The sequence below is a fragment of the Mangrovibacillus sp. Mu-81 genome (assembly GCF_036867415.1).
In the GTDB taxonomy this organism is placed as follows: domain Bacteria; phylum Bacillota; class Bacilli; order Bacillales; family Bacillaceae_B; genus Rossellomorea.
Window position 1 is genome coordinate 226022 of record NZ_JBAJHU010000005.1, and the last position, 24095, is coordinate 250116.

Consider the following 24095-nt stretch of genomic DNA (forward strand, 5'->3'; position numbering starts at 1 on the left):
AACCGGGAGGCTGACGAAAACGGGAATCAAATTCTCTTTGAGTCAGCTTCTTTTTTCAATTACAATAAAGGTAATGATACTAGTACATAAAAGGGGGACTTACCCGTGGAAGAAAGCATTCGCATTTTGATTGTAGATGATGAAGACCGCATCCGGCGATTACTGAAGATGTATCTGGAAAGAGAAAATTATTTCATCGATGAAGCAGAAAACGGTGAAGAAGCTTTAGAAAAAGCATTAGAAAACGAATATGATTGTATACTGCTGGATATTATGATGCCGGGTATGGATGGAATCGAAGTGTGCAAACATCTCCGTGAGACAAAATCCACCCCTGTTATTATGCTTACGGCAAAAGGTGAAGAAGTAAACAGGGTGCAAGGATTTGAGGTAGGGACAGACGATTATATCGTAAAACCATTTTCGCCAAGGGAAGTGGTGTTGAGAGTGAAAGCGCTGCTTAGACGTTCTTCGAAATCAAATTACATACAAACAGAAGCAAAGGCGAAAGATCTGATTGTATATCCTCATCTGACGATCGATAACGATGCTCATCGAGTAACGGCCGATGGAGTGGATGTTAACTTGACCCCGAAAGAATATGAACTTCTTTACTTCCTTGCGAAAGCTCCGGATAAAGTTTTCGATCGCGAACACCTGCTTAAAGAAGTATGGCATTATGAGTTTTTTGGGGACTTGCGGACTGTAGACACCCATGTGAAACGGTTAAGAGAGAAGCTGAATAAAGTATCTGAAATGGCTGCAAAAATGATCGTCACAGTCTGGGGAGTGGGATATAAGTTCGAGGTTACGAATGAATGAGACTTTGGCGCAGTGTAGTAGGAAAACTATGGGTCACCATCTTATTGCTGGTCTCATTTGTCCTCTTTATTTTGACGATTTTACTGCTGGAGTTTTTTCAAAACTACCATGTGGACGAAGTCAAAAATGAATTAACGAATACAGCAGAAAAAGTGGCAAGGGTCGTTGAAAACCATGAAGACCTGGACTTAGGCATGGAGCTTGGAAAGGAAATCATTGACGAGCCGGTCAATATCCTTATTGTGCTCGACGACAACAAAACCGTGTATTCACATGATTCAAAAGGAAGTCACCGGGAAATCCACCAATTAATTATGAACGATCACTATCTGCAGAGAGTCAATGCAGAAAAGACGTTAATAAAAGAATTCGAATTGTCTGCTGATTCATCGTCCAACAGATATGAAAATATCATCGTGGTCGGAACTCCGCTGCATATTGAAGAAGGTGATGGAGCTGTCTATTTATATCAGTCACTTGGCGTGATTAAAGATACTACCAGGCAGACGACAAAATTAATCCTTCTTGCTGCAGGGATTGCGATCATCCTGACGACGATTTTTGCCTTCTTCCTTTCAACCAGAATTACAGCCCCGCTAAGAAAAATGAGGGAAGCAGCGTTTGAGGTGGCAAAAGGGAAGTTCGATACGAAGGTGCCGATCCTGACGAAAGATGAAATAGGGGAACTTGCTACCGGGTTCAATCAGATGGGGAGACAGCTTAAGTTTCATATCAATGCATTGAGCCAGGAGAAAGAACAGCTTTCAAGCATTCTGAGCAGTATGGCTGACGGTGTTATTACGTTCAACCGGGATGGGACGATACTGATTACCAACCCACCGGCAGATCGGTTCCTTCAGCAGTGGTATTACGAAAAAAGTGACAAAAGTGATGAACCTATACCGACATCGGTTAAGGAACTACTTCAGAATGTAGTGGTCACGGAGACGGAACAGACAGGGGAAATCACTCTTCAGGGAAGGTCTTATGTTGTAATCGTCAGTCCGCTATACAACAACAATACCATCAGGGGTGCGGTTGTGGTGGTGCGTGATATGACGGAAGAAAGAAGGCTGGATAAGCTTCGAAAGGACTTTATAGCTAATGTATCCCATGAACTCCGCACCCCTATTTCCATGCTGCAGGGATATAGTGAAGCGATTGTGGATGATATCGCAGAATCGGAAGAAGAAAAGAAGGAAATTGCAAGGATCATCTATGATGAATCCCTGAGGATGGGACGCCTGGTAAATGACCTTCTCGATCTTGCAAGGATGGAAGCGGGACATATCATGTTAAATAAAGAGTCTGTTCCGATCATGCCGTTTACGGAAAGAGTGACGAATAAATTCCTTGGGATTGCAAGGGAAAACAGCGTCTCTATTTATTTTGAAAGCAATGTGAATTCACAAATGGAAATGGCGATGGACCCTGACAGGATTGAGCAGGTATTAACGAATCTCATTGACAATGCAGTGAGGCACACTCCTCAAGATGGAACGGTGACCATTTCATTAACGGAAGAAAATGGTGGATTTTTATTTAACGTAAAAGATACAGGATCGGGCATTCCGGAAGAAGATCTGCCTTTCGTCTTTGAACGCTTTTATAAGGCGGACAAGGCAAGGACCAGAGGGAAATCAGGCACCGGTCTCGGCTTGGCGATTGCTAAGAATATTATTGAAGCGCACAGTGGACATATACAGGTCCACAGTAAAATTGATCAGGGGACAACATTCACTTTCTTTCTTCCTTTTCAGTCATAAATCGATGAAAAACACTGCCCAATAAGGAATTTGAAGAAATGTGACGATAAATCTTGTTACATGGGGAACAATTTTTATCCTGAAAAGCCAACAGTAGACACCTCGAACAGCAGGGAATACTGTTGGCTTTTTTAGATGAATGTCCGGATTAATACAGAAAAACTTTTCCACCGTGTAACATTTTTAATAAATAATCGACTAATCAGTTGACGGGGAGGTATAAAATGGACTCCGTTTTTGACGAATTATATTCTAACTATCACCAGGATGTCTTTAACTTTCTGATCTACATGGTTCACAATCGGCAGCTTGCAGAAGATCTGGTACAGGAAGTATATATAAGGGTTCTTAAATCACATCAGAACTTTGAAGGGAAAAGCTCTGAGAAAACATGGTTGTTTTCCATTGCGAAGAATGTGGCGATCGACCATTATAGGAAACAGAAGAATTGGAAGAATCGCTTATTAGACAAATTCGACTGGAACCGGGATGAGTTGTCGTCCAACGATGTGCCGCCAGAAGAAATCGTTGTCGCCAATGAAGAAATCAAGATGTTATATGAATGCCTGAAGCCCTGTACGACCGACTATCGGATGGTGATCATCATGCGGTACCTTCAGGAACTTTCCATCAAGGAAACAGCGGAAATACTGGACTGGACGGAGAGCAAAGTGAAGACAACTCAACATAGAGCATTAAAGTGGCTTAAAGTCGAGATGAATCAGCGGCTAGGGAAGGAGGGGGAAGATATTGAGGAAATCAGAATGGAACGATCATGACATTGAAGAGATGATGAAGCAGCTGCCGAAAATAAAAGATAAACGTCATCCTTCTTATATATATACCAAGGTGAAAAATAACAAGAAGACCAGGAGCAGTTTCAGACGATACATTCCTGTGCTTGTGACCATTGCTGCACTGTTCATTGTCGTTTTGCTGTCTCCTGCCCTTATTTCACAGATGAGTCAATCGACTGAAGAAAGTGCAATGGAAGGGGCTCATTCCACAGATTCTGCCGGTGGAGATAAGAAAGTCGAGAAAGATTCTTCCGCAAATGACTCAAGTGCGGAAATATTAAAAGCTCCAGAAGAAGAGAATCAGCTTAAAATGGCTGAAGATAATGATCAAGGAGACAGGGAAATCAAAGCTCCTGAAAATTCACCCCATGAAAGGCTGTCTATATACGAGGAAGATGTCGCTGCGAAAGAGTACTATACCTATGGACTTGTTTCGGATGATGCAGTGCCGGTTCCGGTATCAGTCATCACATCTACGGATGATAGTCAGAGCTGGGTAGAGCATTATGAAACCATTTCAAAGCAGATACCTGAATCGGAATGGGGGTTTCAGGATTATCTGCCGATAAAGGGAGATTTATCCCTTAGTGATAATAAGGATGAAGTATTGCTGACATTGGAGGATAATCACCCTTACAGTGGAAGCAATGCAAACGAGTATAATTTTTATCAATCTCTCCTGTATTCTTTTGAAGATAAAAATATCAAGGAAATCAAGCTGCAAAATCAAGATGGAAGCTCACCTGAGTTCGGCCACCTCGGAGCGTTATCTTCCATCCCGCTTGATCAGACATTACATCATTCGTTTTATTTATATTCGCCTAACGGCCGGGACAGGTATCTCGTACCGGATTCGATAAACAGGGAAAATGTAAAACAATCGATAAATGCTATGAAAAAAACACAATCGGACCTTTATAAAAGTGTCATACCCAAAGATCTTTCAATGAGCGTGAAAGAAGAGGAGAATATCGTCAATATTTCATTTAGTGATAAAGTGGATCTCAATTCAATGAATTTTCAGGCTGCTCAGGAAATGATAGAAGGGATCCTCCTCACAGCCAAAAGTTCAGGTTTTGAGCAAGTGCAGTTTCATAACGTCGAACCGGCACAATGGAATGGTTTTTCTTTTACAAAGCCGGTGCAAACGCCTTTAAGTCCGAATAAAAAAGATATAGAATAGCGTGCAATGAACGACTGAGATGGGAGGTTTGATTCCATCCGGTCGTTTTTTTGATGAAGCTTCCCCCATAAAGAACATCCATCCTTGTGTATAATTCGCATCATTCAAGGCAAACTACCATAAGGGAATTTTTCACAATTCATATTTTCGGAAAGTACTACATACATTTTTGAGTATCCTTTTTTTGATTTTAAACGTTTTAAAAAGTGTTAGGAGGACAAGCATGCTTTTAGATTATGCCAGAAGGTTTTTGATCGTGATCTTATTGGGACTTTGTGTGAGTATTATGTTCCTTACGGGTAGGGAAGTAAAGGCCATGGCAAATGAGACAGGCAGTAAGTGGGTCTTCCCTGTGGAAGGAGTCATAACGGATCTTTACGGTACTCGTTCGGGCCATCATAAAGGAGTGGATATCGGAGGGGATATCGGTTCCCCGGTTTACGCAGCTGCAGGTGGAATCGTGAGTAAATCGTATTTTTCGGAGAGTTATGGACATGTTGTTTTCATCATTCATGACAATGGATATGAAACTGTGTATGCACACTTGAATGATCGAGGAGTATTGGAGAATCAGCGTGTAGCACAGGGAGAGAGGATCGGAAGTGTAGGAAATACAGGACGTTCCACTGGTGCCCATTTGCATTTTGAGGTTCATAAAGGAAAATGGACCCTGGACAAATTGAATGCAGTGAATCCCTTTGAACTATTTGGCGAAGGGGAAATCGGTCAGCTTGTCTTTGCCAAAGAACATGATCCATATCAGACAATGGACGTATCGGTGAACCTGGAAAAGGTTCCAGACCAGGAGACAAACGATATCAAGGAAAATGTAACGGAGTCACGCTTCATACATACTGTAAAAAAGAATGAAACATTATGGGGCATTTCAAAACAGTATGGAAAGACTGTTGAGGAATTGAAAAAGGAAAATGATTTGGATTCTTCGCATGTTAAAGTACATCAACAACTGGTCATCCCTGTCCAATCCAATGATTATTTGTATATTGTAAAGAACGGGGACACGCTTCATTCAATTGCTAAAAGTCATTATGTCGATCTGACACAATTGCTGGTCCTTAATGGTCTTACCATGACTGATGTCATTCATCCACACCAAAAGCTGATCATAAAGAAGGGAAGTTGATTACCTCGAATTCGAAATGTTTTTCTTCCCAATGATTATGTTTTTATGTATAATGATAATGTATAAAAAAATAAGATTCGTCTTCGGGGCAGGGTGAAATTCCCTACCGGCGGTGATGGGACCCTTGTGGTTTCTAAGCCCGCGAGCCTTTAATGGCAGGATTTGGTGCGATTCCAAAGCCGACAGTACAGTCTGGATGGGAGAAGATGAAGGTTTTAGCCAGAACGTTTAGAAATGGGAAGCTGAACGTTTATTTGGGTACGCCTTTTCAAACTCCGGGATACTTTTTGATCTGGGAGTTTTTTTGGTGCTGCTTTGGCTGAACGATCTTCGAAGAGAGATGAATCTCCAAAAGGAGAGAAGCAAAATGAAAAAAATGACAACACGCACATTTGTAACGGTTGGTATGTTAAGTGCCATTTCGTATGTATTAATGCTGTTTAACTTCCCAATTCCGCCATTCCCTAAATTTTTGATGGTTGATTTCAGCGATGTTCCAGCACTGATTGCCACCATTACTCTAGGGCCGATTGCAGGCATTCTTGTTGAACTGTTCAAAAATATCATCGACTATGTCATGACTGGAAGTGATACGGGTGTTCCAATCGGGCATTTCGCAAACTTTGCAGCAGGTGTATTCTTGATTCTGCCGACTTATTTCGTTTATTCCCGGTATCAATCTAAAAAAGGATTACTGGCGGGCCTGATCACAGGGACTGTCGTAATGAGCATCGCACTGGGGATTCTCAATTATTTCGTCCTGCTTCCTGCATACAAGTATTTCATGAATTTCGAACTGCCAGCAGGAATCATCATTACGGGAATTGTGCCTTTTAACATCCTCAAAGGTGCTTTGGTAACGATAGTATTCTTATTATTATTCATTCGACTTCAGGGCTGGCTCTCCAAACAGGTCACTGTAAAAAGAGCGGCATAAGATTGATTATAAAGAAAGCTCTGTCAGCTATTGCCGACAGAGCTTTTTCTATTGATAACCAGAGTGAAACGGGGTGTTTAACAAAAAAAAAAGCGGCAGAGATTGGCCGCTTTTTAAACCGTGACTATTCAAATTTAAGGGCGTCCCCGTCAAATGGTTCATCTGCAACTTTTATTGAATCTGTCGGACAGCCTTCAAATGCATCGACCATGTCATCTTCAAGAACATCCGGTACCTCGACAGTCCCCTGGTTATCATCAAGGGTCACAAATGCAATCCCTTCATCATCATAGTCATAAATGTCCGGAGCTGCAGCTCCACAGGCACCACATGCAATACATGTATCTTTGTCAACGATTGTATATTTTGGCAACGAAAAAACCTCCTGAGAAAATTCTATATAATTAAACATTCATTATACATAAAATTATTTAGAAAAATAACCTAATTTATATTTTATAGAGGAATGTTAAACATTTCAATAGTTAGACTGTATTTATTATATTTATCCTAACTGTTAAAAACAAAACATCGATAAGGATGAAATTCATGGTACAATATTTGACAATAACCTGCAAACAGAGGAGAAATACCATGACGTATCTTGACTATGTAATAGTATATTGTTTAAGGCAGTTAAATGGTGAACGTTCTATTTACTCTGTTTATCATATCCTTAAAGGGAAAAAGTCTTCTCAGTCTATACAGGATGCACATTTGTTTCAACTGAACTCTTTTTTTCTTTCGCTTCCCAATCTTTCCCGTGATTTCTTCAACAAAAAGGTGGACCAATTAAAAGCGGGAAATTTCATCAAACTGAATGAAGAGTTTAAAGCAGTGGTGACGGAAAAAGGGATAGACACATACATGCAGACTGAGCCTGCCACTTTTTTTCCGAAGCATATGGATGGGTTGAAATATGGTGATCGAGCAAATGTGTTTTGGAGAAGGATTAATTTACTCGTACAAGTTCTTTCTAACCATAATGATAAAGAAACGTCTTATTTTCCTGTCCAGCGCGGCAGCAGTATACAGAAATGGATCAAGCACTTCCTTAGGGAAACGCCAGAAAGAGACAGGTTGTCATTTGCCTTGTTCAGGGAGCTGCAAAAGATGTTGAGCGAATTGGAAGAAGATCCTTCCCTTCTTGTTTTTCGATTAACTGGCTGCAGGGATTATGGATTGACTGAATTGCAGACAGCCGAAAAATTACACCTTCATGTCGAGGAATATCGGTTTAGATTTCTTGACTTACTTCATGGAATATTGATGAAAGTAGATCAGGATACGGAAGGATTTCCTATTTTAACTTCAATAAGTACTGTTGGCGAGAAGCAGGGAAACTTGACGATCTCGACGGCCCAAACCTTCGGGCTCTACAGGCAGGGCCATACGATCAGGGAAATATCAAAGATCAGAAAACTTAAGGTAAATACGATAGAGGATCATTTTGTCGAAATCATCTTAACACTGAATCATTTCAATACAGACTGCTTCATTACCCCAGAAGAACTTCATGCTGCTGCTTCAGTAATCGAGGAACTGGGTACCAAGAGATTGAAACCGATAAAAGACAGACTTCCTCATTTATCATACTTTCAAATCAGAATCGCGATTGCAAAGGCTGGTGAAAAAAATGGATCTAAAGCTAGAGCTTAAACGGAGGTTTGGCTACTCATCATTCAGGCGGGGGCAAAGAGAAGTGATTGAATCTGTAATGAGCGGCCGGGATACCTTGGCGATGCTTCCTACAGGCACGGGGAAATCCCTTTGTTTCCAGTTATCTGGATATTTGCTCAAGGGAAAGGTGGTCATCGTTTCACCGCTTCTTTCCTTGATGCAGGATCAAGTGGATCAGATGAAGGTGAGCGGAGAGAAGAATGTCATTGCCATTAATTCATTCTTGCCATTCCCTGAAAAGAAGCGTGCACTGGAAGAATTACATATCTATAAATTCATCTTCATATCACCTGAGATGCTGAGTAATCCTGATATTCTTCATGCTCTGGAGTTATTGGATGTATCAATGTTTGTCGTTGATGAAGCTCACTGCATCTCCCAGTGGGGGCCAGATTTCAGACCAGATTATTTGAAGTTGGGTGAAATAAGGAAAATGCTTGGAAATCCTGTCACCCTTGCATTGACTGCAACAGCCACAATGGAAGTCAGGGAAGATATTAAAAGAGTGCTGCTGCTCGAAAACACTGCAGAAGTCATTTACTCTATAGACCGGAGAAATATTGCATTTTATGTTGAAGGAATGGATTCTCATCAGGATAAAGTAAAAAAGCTTCTTGAATATACAGCGTCCTTGGAGGGACCTGGCATTATTTACTTTTCAAGCAGAAGGCTTGCTGAAGAAATGGCCGCCTTTCTACGGGAAAAAGGGATAGAAGATGTCACCCATTATCATGGTGGTATGGAGCAGGAGGATCGGATTCTTATTCAGCAGCAATTCTTAACGAATAAATTACGGGTGATTTGTGCCACCTCCGCTTTTGGAATGGGGGTAAATAAAGAGAATATCCGTTTTGTCATACATTTTCATTTCTCTTCAAGTGTGGAGGCGTACCTGCAGGAAATCGGAAGAGCGGGAAGAGATGGTAAAGAAAGTGCTGCGATTGTACTTTACACAGAACAAGATTTATCACTGCCCTTGCAGCTTATCGAAGGAGAGCTTCCTTTTGATTATCAAATAGAAGGTTTTCTGACTTTATATCGAACGAAACATGAAGATGAGTTGATGTCCTTTTTACAACTCTCGGATATCCAATATCGATTTCTGATGCATTATGTGAACGACGGACGATCACATGATCCTTCTCGATTGTCACATGAAATTAAACAGTTACGTGATGAACGGATTTCCTATAAGAAAGAAAAGCTCCTTTCCATGGTGGGGTTTCTGAAGGAACATACATGCAGGAGGGAAGCTCTCCTGAAATATTTCGATGAAGCATTGACAGAACGCCCTGATCATTGCTGTGATTTATGCGGATCCAAGGTTTCCGAATTCCTTTCTGTTCAGCCGGAGAAAGAGGCATGCTGCACAGTGGATATGAATTGGGAACAACGATTAGAAAAAATTTTAATGGGATAAGTGATGGCAATGAAGAATCAAGGCGAGATCATAAAACAGCTCACTAAAAGACAACTGACCTTTCATTTGTTTTTTACTCAAATAGTACTATTAACGATTGCCCTTTTATTAGGTATATTCTTATTTGAAGATTGGTCCACATTTGGAAGTCAGTTCCGTTGGACATCCTCCATTTGGACGATTGGTCTTACTTTCGGTCTGATTATCGTTGTCCTGGATCTCATATTGATGAAATACCTTCCGGCTGGATATTACGATGACGGCGGCGTGAATGAGAGAATCTTTTCAGATAGAAGTACAGCGGAGATTGCGCTCTTGGCAGCTGTCATTGCGGTCAGTGAAGAAATTTTGTTCAGGGGTGTGATACAATTCCATCTTGGGTTGATTCTATCCAGCATCATTTTTGCGCTCATTCATTTCAGGTATTGGGCTCATTGGTTTCTTATCATGAATATAGTTGCATTGAGTTTTTGGATCGGCATGATTTATGAAGTGACCGAAAATGTAATGGTCACGATTATGTTGCACTTTACAATCGATTTTTTATTAGGTTTGTATATGCGTCATAAGGCAAGTCAAGCAAGTAAAGAAGGGATGTCTCATGAACAAAGACCCATATCGTGATCAAGCAGATAAATTAAAACAGAAAATTGAACGGGTTCAAGAGGAACCGCCAGCTCCTAAGAAGAGGGAACCCCTGCCGCCAAGAAGTGAACTTCATCATGAAAAAAAGAAAAAAAACAAAGTGAAACTGAAATACCCATTAATCAGTCTATTGCTTTTATTTTTTATTTTAATGCCTTTAACAGTTTTTAGTATATATTCATATTTTGATAGCCGTAATGAACCTTTAGTTGTCATGTCGGAAGAGAATAATGAAGTAGAAGAAGTTCAGTATGACCGAAACGGAGAAGAAGAGGATACAGTCACTTCAGAGGAAAATGCCGAGGCTGAGCGTACTAAGGAAGGAACTGAAGAACCTGTGTCAGGTGAGGATGCGGATATAGATCAGTCGGAACATAAGGAAGTGAATAATGCGGAGGAGACTAAGCTCCCTGCGGCAAAAGCTGCGGAAGTGGAAAAAACGGAAAAAGAGGAAAAAAATCCTGAACCTGCAGATTCAAAACCAGTGCAAGATTCAAGCCTTGAAATCATCCATCATACAGTGCAGCCACAGGAGACGATTTTCCGGATTGCAATGAAATATTATCACTCACAGGATGGAATCGAAAAGATCAAGAATGCAAATAATCTTCCAACCAATGAAATCCAATCCGGACAAATCCTGAAGATACCGCTATCCAATTAATTGCAGCCTCGCCATTTTGGCGGGGCTTTTTTGAGGTGAAAGGCAGAGCTGCTGTATTTTTGAATAAAGGATTCTACGGGGATGGACGAGTTCATAGAATGAATGGAGGGGAGTGGACGGGCATGCATGAATTTATCCGTGAATTTGAAGAATGGACAGATCCGGCAACAAAACAAATGCTGAATAACCTGGTTGAAAGAAAACAAAAATTTGACAGGGCAAAAAAATGGCATGTATCAATTCTATGGATATCCTTCTTTACAGCATTCGGCTTCCTTTATTATTTATCAAAGGCTGTATTGGAGCCATATTCATATTCTTTTGGAGCAATGTTTTCAGTCTATGTATCGGACTCGATGCACCTATTTATCACACTGTTCCTTGCGGGACTTTTCGGTGCGGCGAAAGTCCTCCATCAAATCAGGGTAAAAAAAGAAAAAGAGTATCAGGACCTGAGAAAGGAAATCATAGACCGAAGCAAAGATCTCTGGAAAGAAGATGCTTGGAAAAAGCGGCACCAGGTATTCGATAAAATGAAAAGCCGCTTCGACATCAACCTTTATCATGGAAGTAAGTGAACCCAAAAGCGGAGGAGCCTCTAGTCGCCGGAGCTGGATGAACCCAAAAGCGGAGGCGGCTTGCCCAGAGGCGGCCAAATAAATAAAAGACGTTTGGGAATACTGCACCAAACGTCCGGGTTTTCAGAAAAAACGCTTTTTGCCCTGTTCATCCTTAAGTATTTCCGCAGCCTCCCTAAAGCGTTGGGAATGAACGATTTCACGTTCCCGCAAATATCTCAGCCCATCATTCAAATCAGGATCATCACTCAGGTTGATAATCCACTGATAGGTTGCCCTGGCTTTTTCTTCTGCAGCAATATCTTCATAGATATCGGCAATGGGATCCCCTTTTGCCTGAATATAGGCAGCTGTCCACGGGACACCTGCAGCGTTGTGATAGAAAAGGGCACTGTCGTGATTTGCATAATGCGCATCTAATCCAGCTTCCTTCATCATTTCGGGAGTAGCGTCCTTTGTCAATTTATAAATCATGGTGGCGATCATTTCCAAATGGGCGAATTCTTCTGTACCAATATCGGTAAGAAGCCCGATGACCTTGTCAGGGATCGTATACCGCTGATTCAAGTAACGCAAGGCGGCAGCCAACTCCCCATCTGCACCTCCGTATTGTTCGACGAGGTATTTCGCCAGTGTCGGATTGCATGTACTGACTCTAACCGGGTACTGTAGTTTTTTCTCATATGCCCACATATGATTGGATTCCTCCTTTACCGTTTCTTAAACCTGCCATGGCCAGGGTGCATCTTTCCAGTCCCAGGGATAATTTGAATAGCTGTAGCCAAAGTTGGTCAGCGGACCGAATTCTTTTTCGAATTTCTTCTTGATTTGTTTCCTTGTTTTCACATACATATTGTATTGAGAAATTGCATCGTGATCATCCGGGTGGGTGTCCAGATACAGTGCGAGTTCGAGGACAACGAAGTCAACTGCTTGTAACTCCTCCAACATTTCGTAATAATGTGCAGGAAGCTGCTTCATGATTTATTCTCCCTTCATTTTTTCATAGGGGCTGTAGTAGGGATCATAAAATACTTTCCATAAAGTCCCCTTATGCAAAGCTTCTTTAGGCGAAAACTGCTCAAGGTTAGGCGGCTGAAACCCTAGAAAAAGGTTAGGAGGTGTAGAGTAAACCTTTGTCGTTATAGGCTTACATGGATCGAACGGGCTCACATACGGGTGCCAGCTTCTGTAGAATTCATGCACAAAAATCCCTCCTGATTAGAAAATCCTTCGTAACAAAGATATGTATGAATGCAAGAGAACATGTTAATAAATTTTAAGCATGAGGAAAGAAGGGATATGAGTTTTAAATGTTGAATACATACATCATAGGATATTAATGAAGAGGTGGTTCAATTGTTCGTAAAAAATGCAATGATTCCAAAACACAAATGCTATGTTGTGAATGAAAATGACTCAATCGAAAAAACATTGGAAGTACTGGAACACCATAAAATCGATGGGCTGCCAGTATTATCAAATGATAAATATGTAGGGGTCGTCAGCCGCTACAATATTTATGAGAGTTATTTCTTATCAGGTATGGAACGGGAGAAATTTCTTAAAGAAACAAGGGCGACCGATATTGCCATCCATCAAGATAAGTTCTTGATAGAGAGTAATGTATTTGAAGATACATTGGTCGAACTGCAGGACTTTCCCATCTTATCTGTCATAGATGAAAATAAAAAATTTCTCGGGTTGATCACTAGGTACGATGTGCTCGACCAATTCAAGAGCGCATTCGGAATGGAGCGCAAAGGTGTGAGGATTGCCTTTACATCCGTTGAAACAGAAGGCAGAATTGCAAGACTGGGCGATATCATCCAGCAGTATTCCGAATCGGTTATTTCTCTCGTCACATTTGACGCCACAGATAAACTCTTAAGGAGAATTGTCCTTAAGATCGAGAAGAAAGATAATATAGATAAATTCATCACTAAATTGGAGAAATCAGGCTTCAGGATCCTCGACATTCATGAAGAGGAATAATCATCATAAAATGACAGTATGAAAAAAAATCCTTCTCATATGATTTATGGGAGGGATTTTTTTGATGCATTATGCTGTCAGGCTGACTGGTACATTTCTATTGGGTTATTTATTTATCAAATGGTTCCCGGACGTAAAAATACATCATGCATCGGACGTAATTGTGGAGCTGGTCTTGCATCCGGTTGAATTTTTTGCTGCATCGATCGTCTTTATTTTTGGATTCATCGTGCAGGGTAATTTATTGAAGTTCGAAATATTCTATGTGTTACGGTTATTCAAAGGGAACGTACATAGGGAACTGTTAATCGTCCCGATTCACGCATGCATGATATATGGACTGACGATCTTTGGCCTGTGGGAAACCTTGTTTTTTTCCTTCTTAGCGGTCTTTTATGGTATTATTTCTTTAGATTTGCGTCGGCAAGGAGGCCATCATGCTTGAATTTTTTATAAGTTTTTTATTGATAGGGGGAGGGTCTCTTCTCCTTTTTATGTTTTATGAAGCCCGAAGGAACGAAGTAAAGACACATTTGTTTACATTTTCTCATTTTCCTATAGGTGTTACATTGACGATTTTTTTTATTTCCGATATCCATAAACGTACGCTTTCATCTGAAATGATTGAACAAGTCCGAAAAAAGGCGGATATCGTCGTCATAGGCGGTGATTTAATGGAAAAAGCAGTTCCGCTCTCAAAAGTGGAGGAGAATCTGGAAAAGCTTTCGGTCATCGGGTCTGTTTATTTTATATGGGGCAATAATGATCATGAAGTGAATACAGATGACCTGAAGAAACTATTTGCCAAAAAAGGGGTCCGGGAAATCGTTAATGATTCCGTCAGGCTTGAATTAGATGGAGAAGCCGTTTATTTAATAGGAGTAGATGATGCAAGCACTCAGAGGGCGGTTCTGCCTGAGGCCCTCTCAAAAGTAGATCCATCCGGGTTCAATATCTTATTAAGCCACGATCCACGGCTGGTAAAACAGGTGAGAACAGAAGATGGAATCGACCTGATGTTAAGCGGACACACCCATGGCGGTCAGATTAGGATACTTGGCTGGGGTCTCTATAAGAAAGGAAGAGTCGAGCAACTTCCTCAGACCACTTTACTGGTCAGCAATGGATATGGAACTACAGCCATCCCGCTCAGGTTAGGTGCTCCAGCAGAAACGCATCTTATCACGTTAAAAAGGGATACTGAGTGAACAAAACCTATTCATTTACTGTACAATTTTTACACTTAAAGAATTCTCTACTATAATTTAAAAGAACATATGGAAAAAGATGAGCATGGGGGATTTTGATGAACGATCAAGATACAAACGGTAAATATAATATAAAAGCTGTTTCAACCATACTGGGGATACAGTCAGGGACCTTGAGAGCATGGGAGAGGCGGTATAATATCATTGCCCCTGTCAGGAATGATTCAGGGCACAGACTCTACACTGAAAAGCACCTGAATATTTTGAAATGGCTCGTTTCAAAAGTGAAACAGGGATTCACCATCAGCCAGGCTGTTGCATTATTGGACAAGCAGGAGCTGGAAGAAAATGATGTCACCGAGACCCGGGATCTGGACAGGACACAAAGTATATCTGATGAACTGCTTAAAGCCCTGCTCAGTTTCGATGAATTCAAAGCACATGAGCTGATCAATAAGTCATTCTCTATATATACAATAGACAAAGTGGTAATCGATATTCTCGGCAGCTTGCTTCTGCAGATAGGAGACCTGTGGGAAAGGGACAAGATTACCACTGCTCATGAACATTTTGCAAGCTCCATTCTTCGTTCCCGTATCGGGAGCATCATGCATTCTTTTCCCCACAACGGTATTCTGCCTAAGGTAGTGGCCGTTTGCGGCCCGGGGGAATGGCATGAATTGGGCTTGTTGATCTTTACTTTGTTTGTACGCAGAAAAGGATTTGAAGTCATTTACCTTGGATCAAGTATTAAGGAAAATGATATCGATGTGGTATTAGAGGAAGTGAACCCTAAGTTCCTGTTCTTCTCATGTACAATGAAGGAGAATCTCAGCAGTTTGTTATCGCTTGTTACTTCTCTGAATGAGAAGCATGAAGATCTGGAGATTGGAATGGGAGGGTTTGCAATCGATCATTTACCCCAAGATAAGGAGCTGGATTTCAAACAGCATATTGTAGGAAGGACCAAGGCTGAGTGGGGAGAATGGTTAAAAAGTAAATTATAAAGTGTCTATGGTCTATGCACTGTTTTGTGCCCTCTACATAGTATGGTGGTAAGTCGTCACACTCATAGGGGGCACGCAAATGAGACTAGAGCGAATTTCCGATAATAAAATCAAATTTTCCATAAGTGTAGAAGAGCTTGAACAAAAAGGCTTGTTTGAGCAGGAACAGTGGAAAGATTCATTAATGTGGCATGATCTGTTTGAAGATATGCTCGACGAAGTACAAGGAAAGTTCGGGATTGATGCACAGATGGAAATCACAGTAGAGATCGAATCATTCGATGAACAGGAAATTTGTATGATCCTGACGCTGGAACTGGACGACGAAGACTATTCAGATGTTGAAGGCAGTATCGAACTGTTTCACCCCATCATTGATAAAGATCTATTGTTCCATTTCAATGATATAGAAGAAATCATCGAGGTCCTGACAAGACTTAAATCTACTGTTAAAATCCAGTCTGCCTCCCTTGAGATCAGCTTTTTTCACTATGAGGAAAAGTATTACCTGCTTTTTGAGAACATACAGGGAAATCAGCATAACCTGGTAGAGTCAATTGTGCTTGAATATGGTAGTTTATCGAATCAAACAAAATACATGATGCTCGAATATGGTCACGTGATCATTCTCAAGAATACAATGGAAAAAATGAAACAATATTTTTGATCATCGCCACTTTCCTATCACTTTTAGGTTCTGCATACCTAAAGGTGTTTTTATTAGATGCAGGCTGTCTCAATCAGTTTAATGGGAAATGAACGGAAAGCCTTCAAGCTATTTTCAGAAAATGACAGCGTTTTCAAAAAAGTTGTTGATTTTTGATTTTCTATCTTTGCAAGATGAAATCAAACGTGTATACTATGTCATGAAAGCGGACAAGGATCCGTATAAACAGTGAACGATTCTGGGAGGTTTACATACATGTCAGCCGAGAAGAAGGAAGAAAATCACCAAGCATCTGAAAAAAATGATGTACTGAAATCCACACAAACGGTTATTCATCTCGCACTGGATAAATTAGGTTATCCCGAAGAAGTATATGAATTATTAAAAGAACCTGTAAGAATGCTGACGGTTAAAATACCTGTAAGAATGGACGATGGAAAAGTAAAGGTATTCACCGGCTATCGCGCTCAGCATAATGACGCCGTAGGTCCAACGAAAGGCGGTATCCGCTTCCATCCCAATGTAACGGAGAAAGAAGTGAAAGCCCTTTCGATCTGGATGAGTCTCAAATGCGGGATTGTCGATCTCCCATACGGCGGAGGAAAGGGCGGTATCATCTGTGATCCCCGCGATATGTCATTCAGAGAACTCGAACGCCTGAGCAGGGGATATGTCAGAGCGATCAGCCAGATTGTCGGTCCATCAAAGGACATCCCCGCCCCGGATGTTTTCACTAATTCCCAGATCATGGCCTGGATGATGGATGAGTATAGCAGGATAGATGAATACAATTCACCTGGTTTCATTACAGGCAAGCCGCTCGTCCTTGGCGGTTCTCATGGAAGGGAAACGGCTACAGCAAAAGGTGTGACGATTTGCATCCATGAAGCAGCTAAGAAAAAAGGTATCAATATCCAAGGAGCACGTGTCGTTGTGCAGGGGTTCGGAAATGCAGGAAGCTTCCTTGCTAAATTCATGCATGATGCAGGTGCCAAGGTCATTGGTATATCAGATGCGTATGGCGGTCTGCATGATGAAGACGGATTGGATATCGATTATCTGCTCGACCGGAGAGACAGCTTCGGTACAGTGACCAAGTTATTCAATAATACAATCACGAATCAGGAATTGCTTGAACTTGATTGCGATATACTGGTTCCTGCTGCGATTGAAAATCAAATCACTGAAAAAAATGCACATAACATCAGGGCAAGCATCGTAGTAGAAGCGGCCAACGGGCCAACTACATTGGATGCGACGAAGATCCTGACTGAAAGAGGAATCCTGCTCGTCCCCGACGTCCTTGCATCTTCAGGGGGAGTTACAGTTTCTTACTTTGAATGGGTCCAAAACAACCAGGGTTATTATTGGACGGAAGAAGAAGTAGAAGAAAAGCTCGAGAAGATCCTGGTCAATTCATTCAACAATGTGTATGATACCTCCCAGACCAGACGCGTGGACATGAGACTTGCTGCGTACATGGTCGGTGTAAGGAAAATGGCCGAAGCATGCCGCTTCAGAGGCTGGATTTAATTTAATTATTAAGATCAATGAGGATGGGGATTCCCATCCTTTTTTGATGTATTAATTGCTGTTACACTTCGATTTCATTAAACAATATAGTACAGTTGCTTTGACCAATGAAAAAAAATACTCCATAATAATCAGGGAGATTGTATTATTAATAAAAAGAACAAATGCGATTTTTAATTGATTTAATTCTTACTATTTATGTTCCACTGTTGCACGGAATCGGGCAGCGGTCATTAACAGTCAAAGATACAATGCAATGTGAAGGAGTGCCTGAAGTTGAGAAATGAAGCATGCATCATCGTCGGCGGAGGACCGTGTGGTTTATCGGCTGCGATTCACCTTAAAGACATGGGGATCGATCCTTTAATCATCGAAAAGGGTAATATAGTGAACGCGATATACAATTATCCTACGCATCAAACCTTCTTCTCTTCCAGTGAAAAGCTGGAAATCGGCGATGTACCGTTTGTAATCGAAGAACATAAACCCCGGCGCAACCAAGCCCTTGTGTATTATCGTGAAGTGGCGAAGCGAAAAGATGTCAGGATCAATCGCTTTGAAATGGTGAATAAAGTCGATAAACAAGAAGAAGGGTTCATTATTTCCACTACAAAAGAAACATACTTGGCGGAGAACGTCATCATCGCGACAGGTTATTATGATAACCCGAATTATATGGGCATTCCAGGTGAAGACAATGAGAAAGTCTTTCATTATTTCAAGGAAGCCCATCCTTTCTTTGATACAGATGTCGTCGTCATCGGCGGGAAAAATTCAGCAGTGGATGCAGCATTGGAGTTAAATAAAGCAGGAGCAAGAGTGACGGTTCTTTACCGGGGAAGTGAATACTCGAAAAGCGTGAAGCCTTGGATCCTGCCAAATTTCGATGCACTCGTCCGCAATGGGGAAGTTCAGATGGTTTTCAATGCACACCTTGAAGAAGTCAGGGATCGAACAGTACTTTTTGCTGCAGAAGGTGAACTGAAAGAAATAAAGAATGATTTTGTGTTTGCCATGACGGGATATCATCCGGATCATCGTCTTCTAACCAATATCGGAATAAACATTGACGAAGAAACTGGAAGGCCAGCCTTCGATCCTGATACGATGGAAACAAATATCGAAGGGGTATTTGTAGCCGGAGTGATTGCTGCCGGGAATAATGCGAACGAAATTTTCATTGAAAACGGCCGGCATCACGGAGGACTGATTGCAAGATCAATCCTGGAAAAAAGAAAGTAAGAAAGAGCCCCGATGAGGGCTCTTTTTATATGTCCTAATTTTTAAAAATACGCTCAAGCTCTTGAAAATTTGTCGTTTGAGACAGTGCTACCATTAATTTGATGCGTGCTTTCTGGCCGTTCAACCCGTTTGAGAAGATGACTCCTTTTTCTTTTAATTGTTTTCCTCCGCCGGCGTATCCATATACATCCTGAGCGATGCCATTAAAACATCTCGATACGAGAACAACAGGAATGTTATGATCCAGAAGTCCGCAGACACCCGGCACAGCTTCCGGGGGAAGATTTCCCTGGCCAAGAGCTTCAATGACGACCCCGTCATATTGAAGCTCTTTGATCGCGTACAATAAACTGGAATCCATCCCGGCGTAAGCTTTTATGAGTGTTACTCGTTTCGTCACATCACAGACTTTGTAGCTCTCGGATGAAGTCGGCTGATGGTGATACAGAATCCCTCGTTTGGTCACAATTCCAATTGGTCCATATTGAGGACTCTGGAAGGTGGATACATTACTTGTATGCGTTTTTGTTACATTCTTAGCTGAATGGATTTCATCATTCAATACTACCAGCACACCTTTATTATTTGACTGAGGTTCAGCTGCGACCCTCACCGAAGAAATCAGGTTATAAAGTCCATCTGCTCCAATTTCATTACTGGACCGCATGGCCCCGGTTACTACGATTGAAACAGGAAGAGTAATTGTCAGATCAAGAAAATATGCAGTCTCCTCAAGGGTATCCGTTCCATGAGTAATGACAACTCCGTCAAATGGACGCTTATCATATTCTTCTTCGATCAGACGCTTGATTCTATGCATATGTTCAGTTGTGATATGGGGTGAAGGAAGGTGGAATGCTTCAATGACTTGAACTTCCGCTAAGCTTGACACCATTGATGTTTGTACGGACAAGGGGTTTTCTTTCCCCGGTGTTACAGCTCCCGTATCCTTGTCTTCCATCATTGAGATGGTTCCTCCGGTATGTATGACCAGTACGTTTTTTTTCATTGCATCATTCCTCCTGGGATTTTCTTATTTTCAATCCTACTTTATCATGATACGATTAAGGAAACTGAAAGAAAAGAGGACATTTATATGCTGGTGATTTTATCAGCGGGTATAGCACCAGGATTAGCTCTTTTGAGTTATTTTTATTTACGCGATGAATATGAAACCGAACCGATTGCATTAGTCTTTAAAACCTTTATATATGGTGTCTTGATTACCTTTCCAATCATGTTTCTTCAGTATGTATTGAAAGTAGAGGGAATTGTCACTTCTAACTGGTTGAATGCATATGTATCTTCGGGATTATTAGAAGAATTTTTCAAGTGGTTCATTCTTATGGTCGCCATATTTCAGCATTATCACTTTAATGATCCATATGATGGCATAATATACGGTGCAAGTGTTTCTCTTGGGTTTGCCACGGTTGAAAATATTTTATTCCTTGTTTCCAATGGGGTGGAATATGCATTTGGAAGAGCATTGATGCCAGTATCAAGTCATGCACTGTTCGGTGTTTTGATGGGATATTACCTTGGTAAAGCAAAGTTTTCCATCCGGGATCAGCGGCATAAGTGGCTTCTCATATCCGTAGTGATACCGCTTGTCTTACATGGAACTTATAATTATATCTTTTTATCAGAGAAGAATTGGATCTATTATATGGTTCCATTCATGCTTTTCTTATGGTGGCTTGGATTAAAGAAAGTCAAACATGCCCACCGTTTAACAGCCAATAAATATTCTGCTGCAGAGTTGAAGAAAGAGATACTGTAGGATAGATACCTATTGAAAAGCCGTCCTCTGGTGGGACGGCTTTTAGGGCGGGATATTATTTATAAGCAGCTGCCAAATCCGTTTTGGGAGCTTCTTTCCGTTTTACTTCATCAATTTTATTCACAAACATCTGGAATACCTTTCTTTTTTCATCCAGCTCTCTTATGTACTCTTTTAGTTCACTGTATTTTTCTTCAAACGGTTTATGATACATTTCACGGATGTTTTCAATGATTTCCTCATTCACAGTCGATTGAATCACCTGTTTCGTAATCCCGTATTTATACGAATATACTTTAAGTTCCTTCTTTACTTCATCATAATCAGTATTGATTTGATCCAAGACCTCTGAAATATCTTCTTTCCATTCATCCAATGATTTTGCTAAATAATCCTCCATGAGTGTCTCCCCTTTGTAAAAGACTTGATTGGTCCTCATCTCATTATAACGAAGGTTGTTTACACCCCTTTTTCTGAAACATTACATTGTCTTATCAAAGTTAATCAGTCAGCTTTGGTGATTTTTATTTTTCAACTTGTATAAAATGGTCGCCTCTACAAAAACTAGATTTAATGTTAATTGAAGATATGGAGGTTAAAGCATTATGAATAGTCGCATCAAATGGTTTTGTACATCCGTTGTCATGGTGCTTGTTTGTTCCTTTATGATGATTTCATCAGAAGGGGAGAAGGCAGACGCTTTTTCCAATCAAGTCATTCAACATGGAGCCACCGGTGAAGATGTAATCGAACTTCAATCGAGGCTGCAGTATATTGGCTACTACAACGGAAAGATAGATGGAGTTTTTGGCTGGGGGACCTATTGGGCTCTAAGAAACTTCCAGTATGAGTTCGGGCTGCCGATTGATGGATTGGCCGGGTCGGAGACAAAAGAAAAATTAGTGAAAGCGTCGAAGTATAATGAGCAATTTGTTAAGGAGCAGATTCAAAAAGGAAAAAAATTCAGCCACTACGGGGGAACAGACCTGAATCAGCAGAAAGGAACAGGCGGCGGGGGAGGACAGCCGGCAAAGCAAGATAAACCTGCACCTCAGAAACCGACAGCTGCAAATACGCCAAATGGGTATTCACAAAATGATATTCAAATCATGGCAAATGCCGTTTACGGTGAAGCAAGGGGAGAACCTTATGAAGGCCAGGTGGCTGTTGCGGCTGTCATTCTAAACCGAATCGATAGTCCCTCGTTCCCTAACACTGCAGCAGGAGTGATCTTTGAACCGGGAGCCTTCACAGCCGTAGCTGACGGACAGATTTACCTGACACCAAATGAAAAAGCAAGAGAAGCTGTACTTGATGCGATCAATGGCTGGGATCCATCTTCAAATGCCCTGTACTATTTCAATCCGGTAACGGCTACAAGTGATTGGATCTGGTCTAGACCACAGATTAAACAGATCGGGAAACATATATTCTGTAATTAAAGAGGTGAAGGAAATTGGTACGTACTATATTAATAGCTGTACTCGTGATCGGAGTTGCCGGAACGGCATTTTGGGGATATCAGGAACATCAGGAGAAGAACGCGATCCTGATAAACGCAGAGAACAACTATCAGCGGGCATTTCATGAACTGACTTATCAAATGGACCTTCTTCACGATAAAATAGGCACAACGCTTGCGATGAATTCAAAGCGTTCATTATCACCCGCACTGGCTGACGTCTGGCGGCTTACATCACAGGCACACAGTGATGTCGGGCAATTGCCATTAACTCTGCTTCCATTTAATAAAACAGAAGAATTTCTGAGTAATATCGGAGATTTCAGTTATCGTGTAGCAGTAAGGGATCTGGACGATAAGCCTTTGACGGATAAAGAATACAGTTCACTTGAAACGCTATACAAGCAAAGCGCGGATATTCAAAAGGAATTAAGAAGGGTGCAGCATTTGGTCATCAAAAATAATCTTCGCTGGATGGATGTGGAGATGGCGCTTGCATCTGGTAAAGAAAATGCGGACAACACAATCATTGACGGTTTTAAAACGGTGGAGAAAAACGTCACTGGCTATGACGAAGCGAGTTTTGGTTCAACAACATTTGTCAACAGCCAAAAAAGAGACGAGAATTTTAAAAAACTGAAAGGCGAACAGATTTCCAAGAAGGAAGCTGTCGCGATATTGAGAAAGTATTCTGGAATTGACGAATCGAAGGATGCCAAAGTGGCGAGTAGCGGAAAAGGGTCCGATTTCAAATTTTACAGCGTTTCCATTGGGAATGGCAATACTGAAGCAAGTATGGACGTTACTCAAAAAGGCGGTTATCCAATTTGGTATATCAATAACCGGGAAGTGAAAGAAAGCAATATCAGTTTGAACAAAGCAGCGGAAAAAGCAACACAGTTCCTTAAAGAAAATAAATTTGAGAAACTGGAGTTATTTGAAAGTGTCCAATACGATAAAATGGGAGTATTCACATATGTGACCGTTCTTGATGGTGTGAGAATCTACCCTGATGCAATCAAAATCAAAGTCGCACTCGATAACGGTCAGATAATAGGATTTGCTGCTGAAGAATATTTGAGAAATAACCATGACCGTGAAATAGCTGAACCAGGCATGGCTTTAGAGGATGCGAAAAAAGAAACCAACCCTAACTTGAAAGTGATGGAAGAAAGGTTGGCAATCATCGTAAATGATCTGAATGAAGAAGTCCTTTGTTATGAATTCCTGGGGATGCTTGGAAATGACACCTATAGAATTTTCATCAACGCTAATACTGGTGAAGAAGAGAAAGTTGAAAAACTGAAAAATGCTGAACCGATCTATGAAGAGGTCGTATAAACAAATAGAGAGGCTGGGACAAAAGTGTTTTAGTCTGAAAAAAACCCGAACTCACTTGAACTCTAAGTTCAAGTGAGTTCGGGTTTTTTATTAGCTTGCTCAAATGACCATTTAGTATATAGCTTGTTCGAGCGGTTGATTGGAGTGCAAGACGAAGACTCCTGCGGGAAAAGTAGCTTATGACATGTGCCTCTAAGCCCTGCAGCTAGACAAGTGAGACC

27 protein-coding genes and 1 riboswitch are annotated in these 24095 nt (G+C 41.1%); of the genes, 21 read left to right on the plus strand and 6 right to left on the minus strand.

Annotation, left to right across the window (positions count from 1 at the left end; translation table 11 throughout):
• Positions 1 to 105: 105 nt before the first annotated feature.
• The 6 genes from V6B33_RS13255 to V6B33_RS13280 all read left to right on the plus strand — a co-directional run bounded on the left by V6B33_RS13255 (position 106) and on the right by V6B33_RS13280 (position 6649).
• Positions 106 to 822: a response regulator transcription factor gene (locus V6B33_RS13255; protein WP_334218212.1), complete on the plus strand. Its 717-nt coding sequence runs from the start codon at positions 106 to 108 to the stop codon at positions 820 to 822.
• Positions 819 to 2588: an ATP-binding protein gene (locus tag V6B33_RS13260; protein WP_334218213.1), complete on the plus strand. Its 1770-nt coding sequence runs from the start codon at positions 819 to 821 to the stop codon at positions 2586 to 2588. Before V6B33_RS13255 ends, V6B33_RS13260 begins: the two co-directional genes overlap by 4 nt.
• Positions 2589 to 2812: 224 nt before the next feature.
• Positions 2813 to 3367: an RNA polymerase sigma factor SigX gene (gene sigX, locus V6B33_RS13265; protein WP_334218214.1), complete on the plus strand. Its 555-nt coding sequence runs from the start codon at positions 2813 to 2815 to the stop codon at positions 3365 to 3367.
• Positions 3339 to 4568, plus strand: a complete 1230-nt coding sequence (locus V6B33_RS13270; RefSeq protein ID WP_334218215.1) for a GerMN domain-containing protein — start codon at positions 3339 to 3341, stop codon at positions 4566 to 4568. The genes sigX and V6B33_RS13270 overlap by 29 nt, the downstream gene beginning before the upstream one ends.
• Before the next feature lie 223 nt (positions 4569 to 4791).
• Positions 4792 to 5712, plus strand: a complete 921-nt coding sequence (locus V6B33_RS13275) for a peptidoglycan DD-metalloendopeptidase family protein (protein WP_334218216.1) — start codon at positions 4792 to 4794, stop codon at positions 5710 to 5712.
• Between the two features lie 75 nt (positions 5713 to 5787).
• A riboswitch (FMN riboswitch) is annotated at positions 5788 to 5924 on the plus strand.
• A gap of 155 nt (positions 5925 to 6079) precedes the next feature.
• Positions 6080 to 6649 carry an ECF transporter S component gene (locus tag V6B33_RS13280; RefSeq protein WP_334218217.1) on the plus strand — a complete coding sequence of 190 codons (570 nt, stop codon included), beginning with the start codon at positions 6080 to 6082 and terminating at the stop codon, positions 6647 to 6649.
• A 124-nt stretch (positions 6650 to 6773) separates the two neighbouring features.
• On the opposite strand, the gene V6B33_RS13285 is transcribed toward V6B33_RS13280, so the two are convergent.
• Complete coding sequence (locus tag V6B33_RS13285; RefSeq protein WP_048005917.1) at positions 6774 to 7022, minus strand: ferredoxin; 249 nt, start codon at positions 7020 to 7022, stop codon at positions 6774 to 6776.
• 221 nt (positions 7023 to 7243) lie between these two features.
• Between V6B33_RS13285 and V6B33_RS13290 the strand changes: the two genes are divergently transcribed.
• The 5 genes from V6B33_RS13290 to V6B33_RS13310 all read left to right on the plus strand — a co-directional run bounded on the left by V6B33_RS13290 (position 7244) and on the right by V6B33_RS13310 (position 11636).
• Positions 7244 to 8308, plus strand: coding sequence for a helix-turn-helix domain-containing protein (locus V6B33_RS13290; protein WP_334218218.1), 1065 nt, complete (start codon positions 7244 to 7246; stop codon positions 8306 to 8308).
• Complete coding sequence (locus V6B33_RS13295) at positions 8286 to 9749, plus strand: RecQ family ATP-dependent DNA helicase (protein ID WP_334218219.1); 1464 nt, start codon at positions 8286 to 8288, stop codon at positions 9747 to 9749. Before V6B33_RS13290 ends, V6B33_RS13295 begins: the two co-directional genes overlap by 23 nt.
• Positions 9750 to 9752: 3 nt before the next feature.
• Positions 9753 to 10373: a CPBP family intramembrane glutamic endopeptidase gene (locus V6B33_RS13300; protein ID WP_334218220.1), complete on the plus strand. Its 621-nt coding sequence runs from the start codon at positions 9753 to 9755 to the stop codon at positions 10371 to 10373.
• On the plus strand, positions 10351 to 11058 hold the full coding sequence (locus V6B33_RS13305) for a LysM peptidoglycan-binding domain-containing protein (protein ID WP_334218221.1): 708 nt from the start codon (positions 10351 to 10353) through the stop codon (positions 11056 to 11058). The genes V6B33_RS13300 and V6B33_RS13305 overlap by 23 nt, the downstream gene beginning before the upstream one ends.
• A gap of 122 nt (positions 11059 to 11180) precedes the next feature.
• Complete coding sequence (locus tag V6B33_RS13310; protein ID WP_334218222.1) at positions 11181 to 11636, plus strand: DUF2663 family protein; 456 nt, start codon at positions 11181 to 11183, stop codon at positions 11634 to 11636.
• A 123-nt stretch (positions 11637 to 11759) separates the two neighbouring features.
• Here V6B33_RS13310 and V6B33_RS13315 read toward each other — a convergent pair whose 3' ends face one another.
• From V6B33_RS13315 to V6B33_RS13325, 3 genes are read right to left on the minus strand one after another with little or no spacing between them, the layout of a single operon-like run.
• Entirely contained in the window at positions 11760 to 12329 is a 570-nt protein-coding gene (locus V6B33_RS13315) for a manganese catalase family protein (protein WP_172248826.1), read from the minus strand.
• 27 nt (positions 12330 to 12356) lie between these two features.
• Complete coding sequence (locus V6B33_RS13320) at positions 12357 to 12617, minus strand: spore coat protein CotJB (RefSeq protein WP_334218223.1); 261 nt, start codon at positions 12615 to 12617, stop codon at positions 12357 to 12359.
• 3 nt (positions 12618 to 12620) lie between these two features.
• On the minus strand, positions 12621 to 12842 hold the full coding sequence (locus tag V6B33_RS13325; RefSeq protein WP_172248824.1) for a spore coat associated protein CotJA: 222 nt from the start codon (positions 12840 to 12842) through the stop codon (positions 12621 to 12623).
• A gap of 153 nt (positions 12843 to 12995) precedes the next feature.
• Here V6B33_RS13325 and V6B33_RS13330 point away from each other — a divergent pair, with 153 nt between their 5' ends.
• From V6B33_RS13330 to V6B33_RS13360, 7 genes are all read left to right on the plus strand, one after another.
• Complete coding sequence (locus V6B33_RS13330) at positions 12996 to 13631, plus strand: CBS domain-containing protein (RefSeq protein WP_334218224.1); 636 nt, start codon at positions 12996 to 12998, stop codon at positions 13629 to 13631.
• A 61-nt stretch (positions 13632 to 13692) separates the two neighbouring features.
• On the plus strand, positions 13693 to 14076 hold the full coding sequence (locus V6B33_RS13335) for a hypothetical protein (protein WP_334218225.1): 384 nt from the start codon (positions 13693 to 13695) through the stop codon (positions 14074 to 14076).
• The gene (locus V6B33_RS13340; RefSeq protein WP_334218226.1) at positions 14069 to 14839 is read left to right on the plus strand and encodes a metallophosphoesterase; all 771 of its coding nucleotides are present in this window, start codon (positions 14069 to 14071) and stop codon (positions 14837 to 14839) included. The genes V6B33_RS13335 and V6B33_RS13340 overlap by 8 nt, the downstream gene beginning before the upstream one ends.
• A gap of 98 nt (positions 14840 to 14937) precedes the next feature.
• Positions 14938 to 15846, plus strand: coding sequence for a MerR family transcriptional regulator (locus V6B33_RS13345; protein ID WP_334218227.1), 909 nt, complete (start codon positions 14938 to 14940; stop codon positions 15844 to 15846).
• A 79-nt stretch (positions 15847 to 15925) separates the two neighbouring features.
• The gene (locus V6B33_RS13350) at positions 15926 to 16513 is read left to right on the plus strand and encodes an adaptor protein MecA (protein WP_334218228.1); all 588 of its coding nucleotides are present in this window, start codon (positions 15926 to 15928) and stop codon (positions 16511 to 16513) included.
• A 255-nt stretch (positions 16514 to 16768) separates the two neighbouring features.
• Positions 16769 to 18046 carry a Glu/Leu/Phe/Val family dehydrogenase gene (locus tag V6B33_RS13355; RefSeq protein WP_334218229.1) on the plus strand — a complete coding sequence of 426 codons (1278 nt, stop codon included), beginning with the start codon at positions 16769 to 16771 and terminating at the stop codon, positions 18044 to 18046.
• A gap of 276 nt (positions 18047 to 18322) precedes the next feature.
• Entirely contained in the window at positions 18323 to 19288 is a 966-nt protein-coding gene (locus V6B33_RS13360; protein ID WP_334218230.1) for a YpdA family putative bacillithiol disulfide reductase, read from the plus strand.
• Positions 19289 to 19322: 34 nt separating this feature from the next.
• On the opposite strand, the gene V6B33_RS13365 is transcribed toward V6B33_RS13360, so the two are convergent.
• Positions 19323 to 20297, minus strand: a complete 975-nt coding sequence (locus V6B33_RS13365) for an asparaginase (RefSeq protein WP_334218231.1) — start codon at positions 20295 to 20297, stop codon at positions 19323 to 19325.
• Between the two features lie 87 nt (positions 20298 to 20384).
• On the opposite strand from V6B33_RS13365, the gene prsW reads away from it, so the two are divergent.
• A complete protein-coding gene (gene prsW / locus V6B33_RS13370) occupies positions 20385 to 21071 on the plus strand; it encodes a glutamic-type intramembrane protease PrsW (RefSeq protein WP_334218232.1) in 687 nt (228 codons plus the stop codon).
• A 55-nt stretch (positions 21072 to 21126) separates the two neighbouring features.
• On the opposite strand, the gene V6B33_RS13375 is transcribed toward prsW, so the two are convergent.
• Entirely contained in the window at positions 21127 to 21471 is a 345-nt protein-coding gene (locus V6B33_RS13375; protein WP_172248814.1) for a hypothetical protein, read from the minus strand.
• A gap of 244 nt (positions 21472 to 21715) precedes the next feature.
• On the opposite strand from V6B33_RS13375, the gene sleB reads away from it, so the two are divergent.
• Entirely contained in the window at positions 21716 to 22513 is a 798-nt protein-coding gene (gene sleB, locus V6B33_RS13380) for a spore cortex-lytic enzyme (protein ID WP_334218258.1), read from the plus strand.
• A gap of 14 nt (positions 22514 to 22527) precedes the next feature.
• On the plus strand, positions 22528 to 23874 hold the full coding sequence (gene ypeB, locus V6B33_RS13385; RefSeq protein WP_334218233.1) for a germination protein YpeB: 1347 nt from the start codon (positions 22528 to 22530) through the stop codon (positions 23872 to 23874).
• Positions 23875 to 24095: the final 221 nt, after the last annotated feature.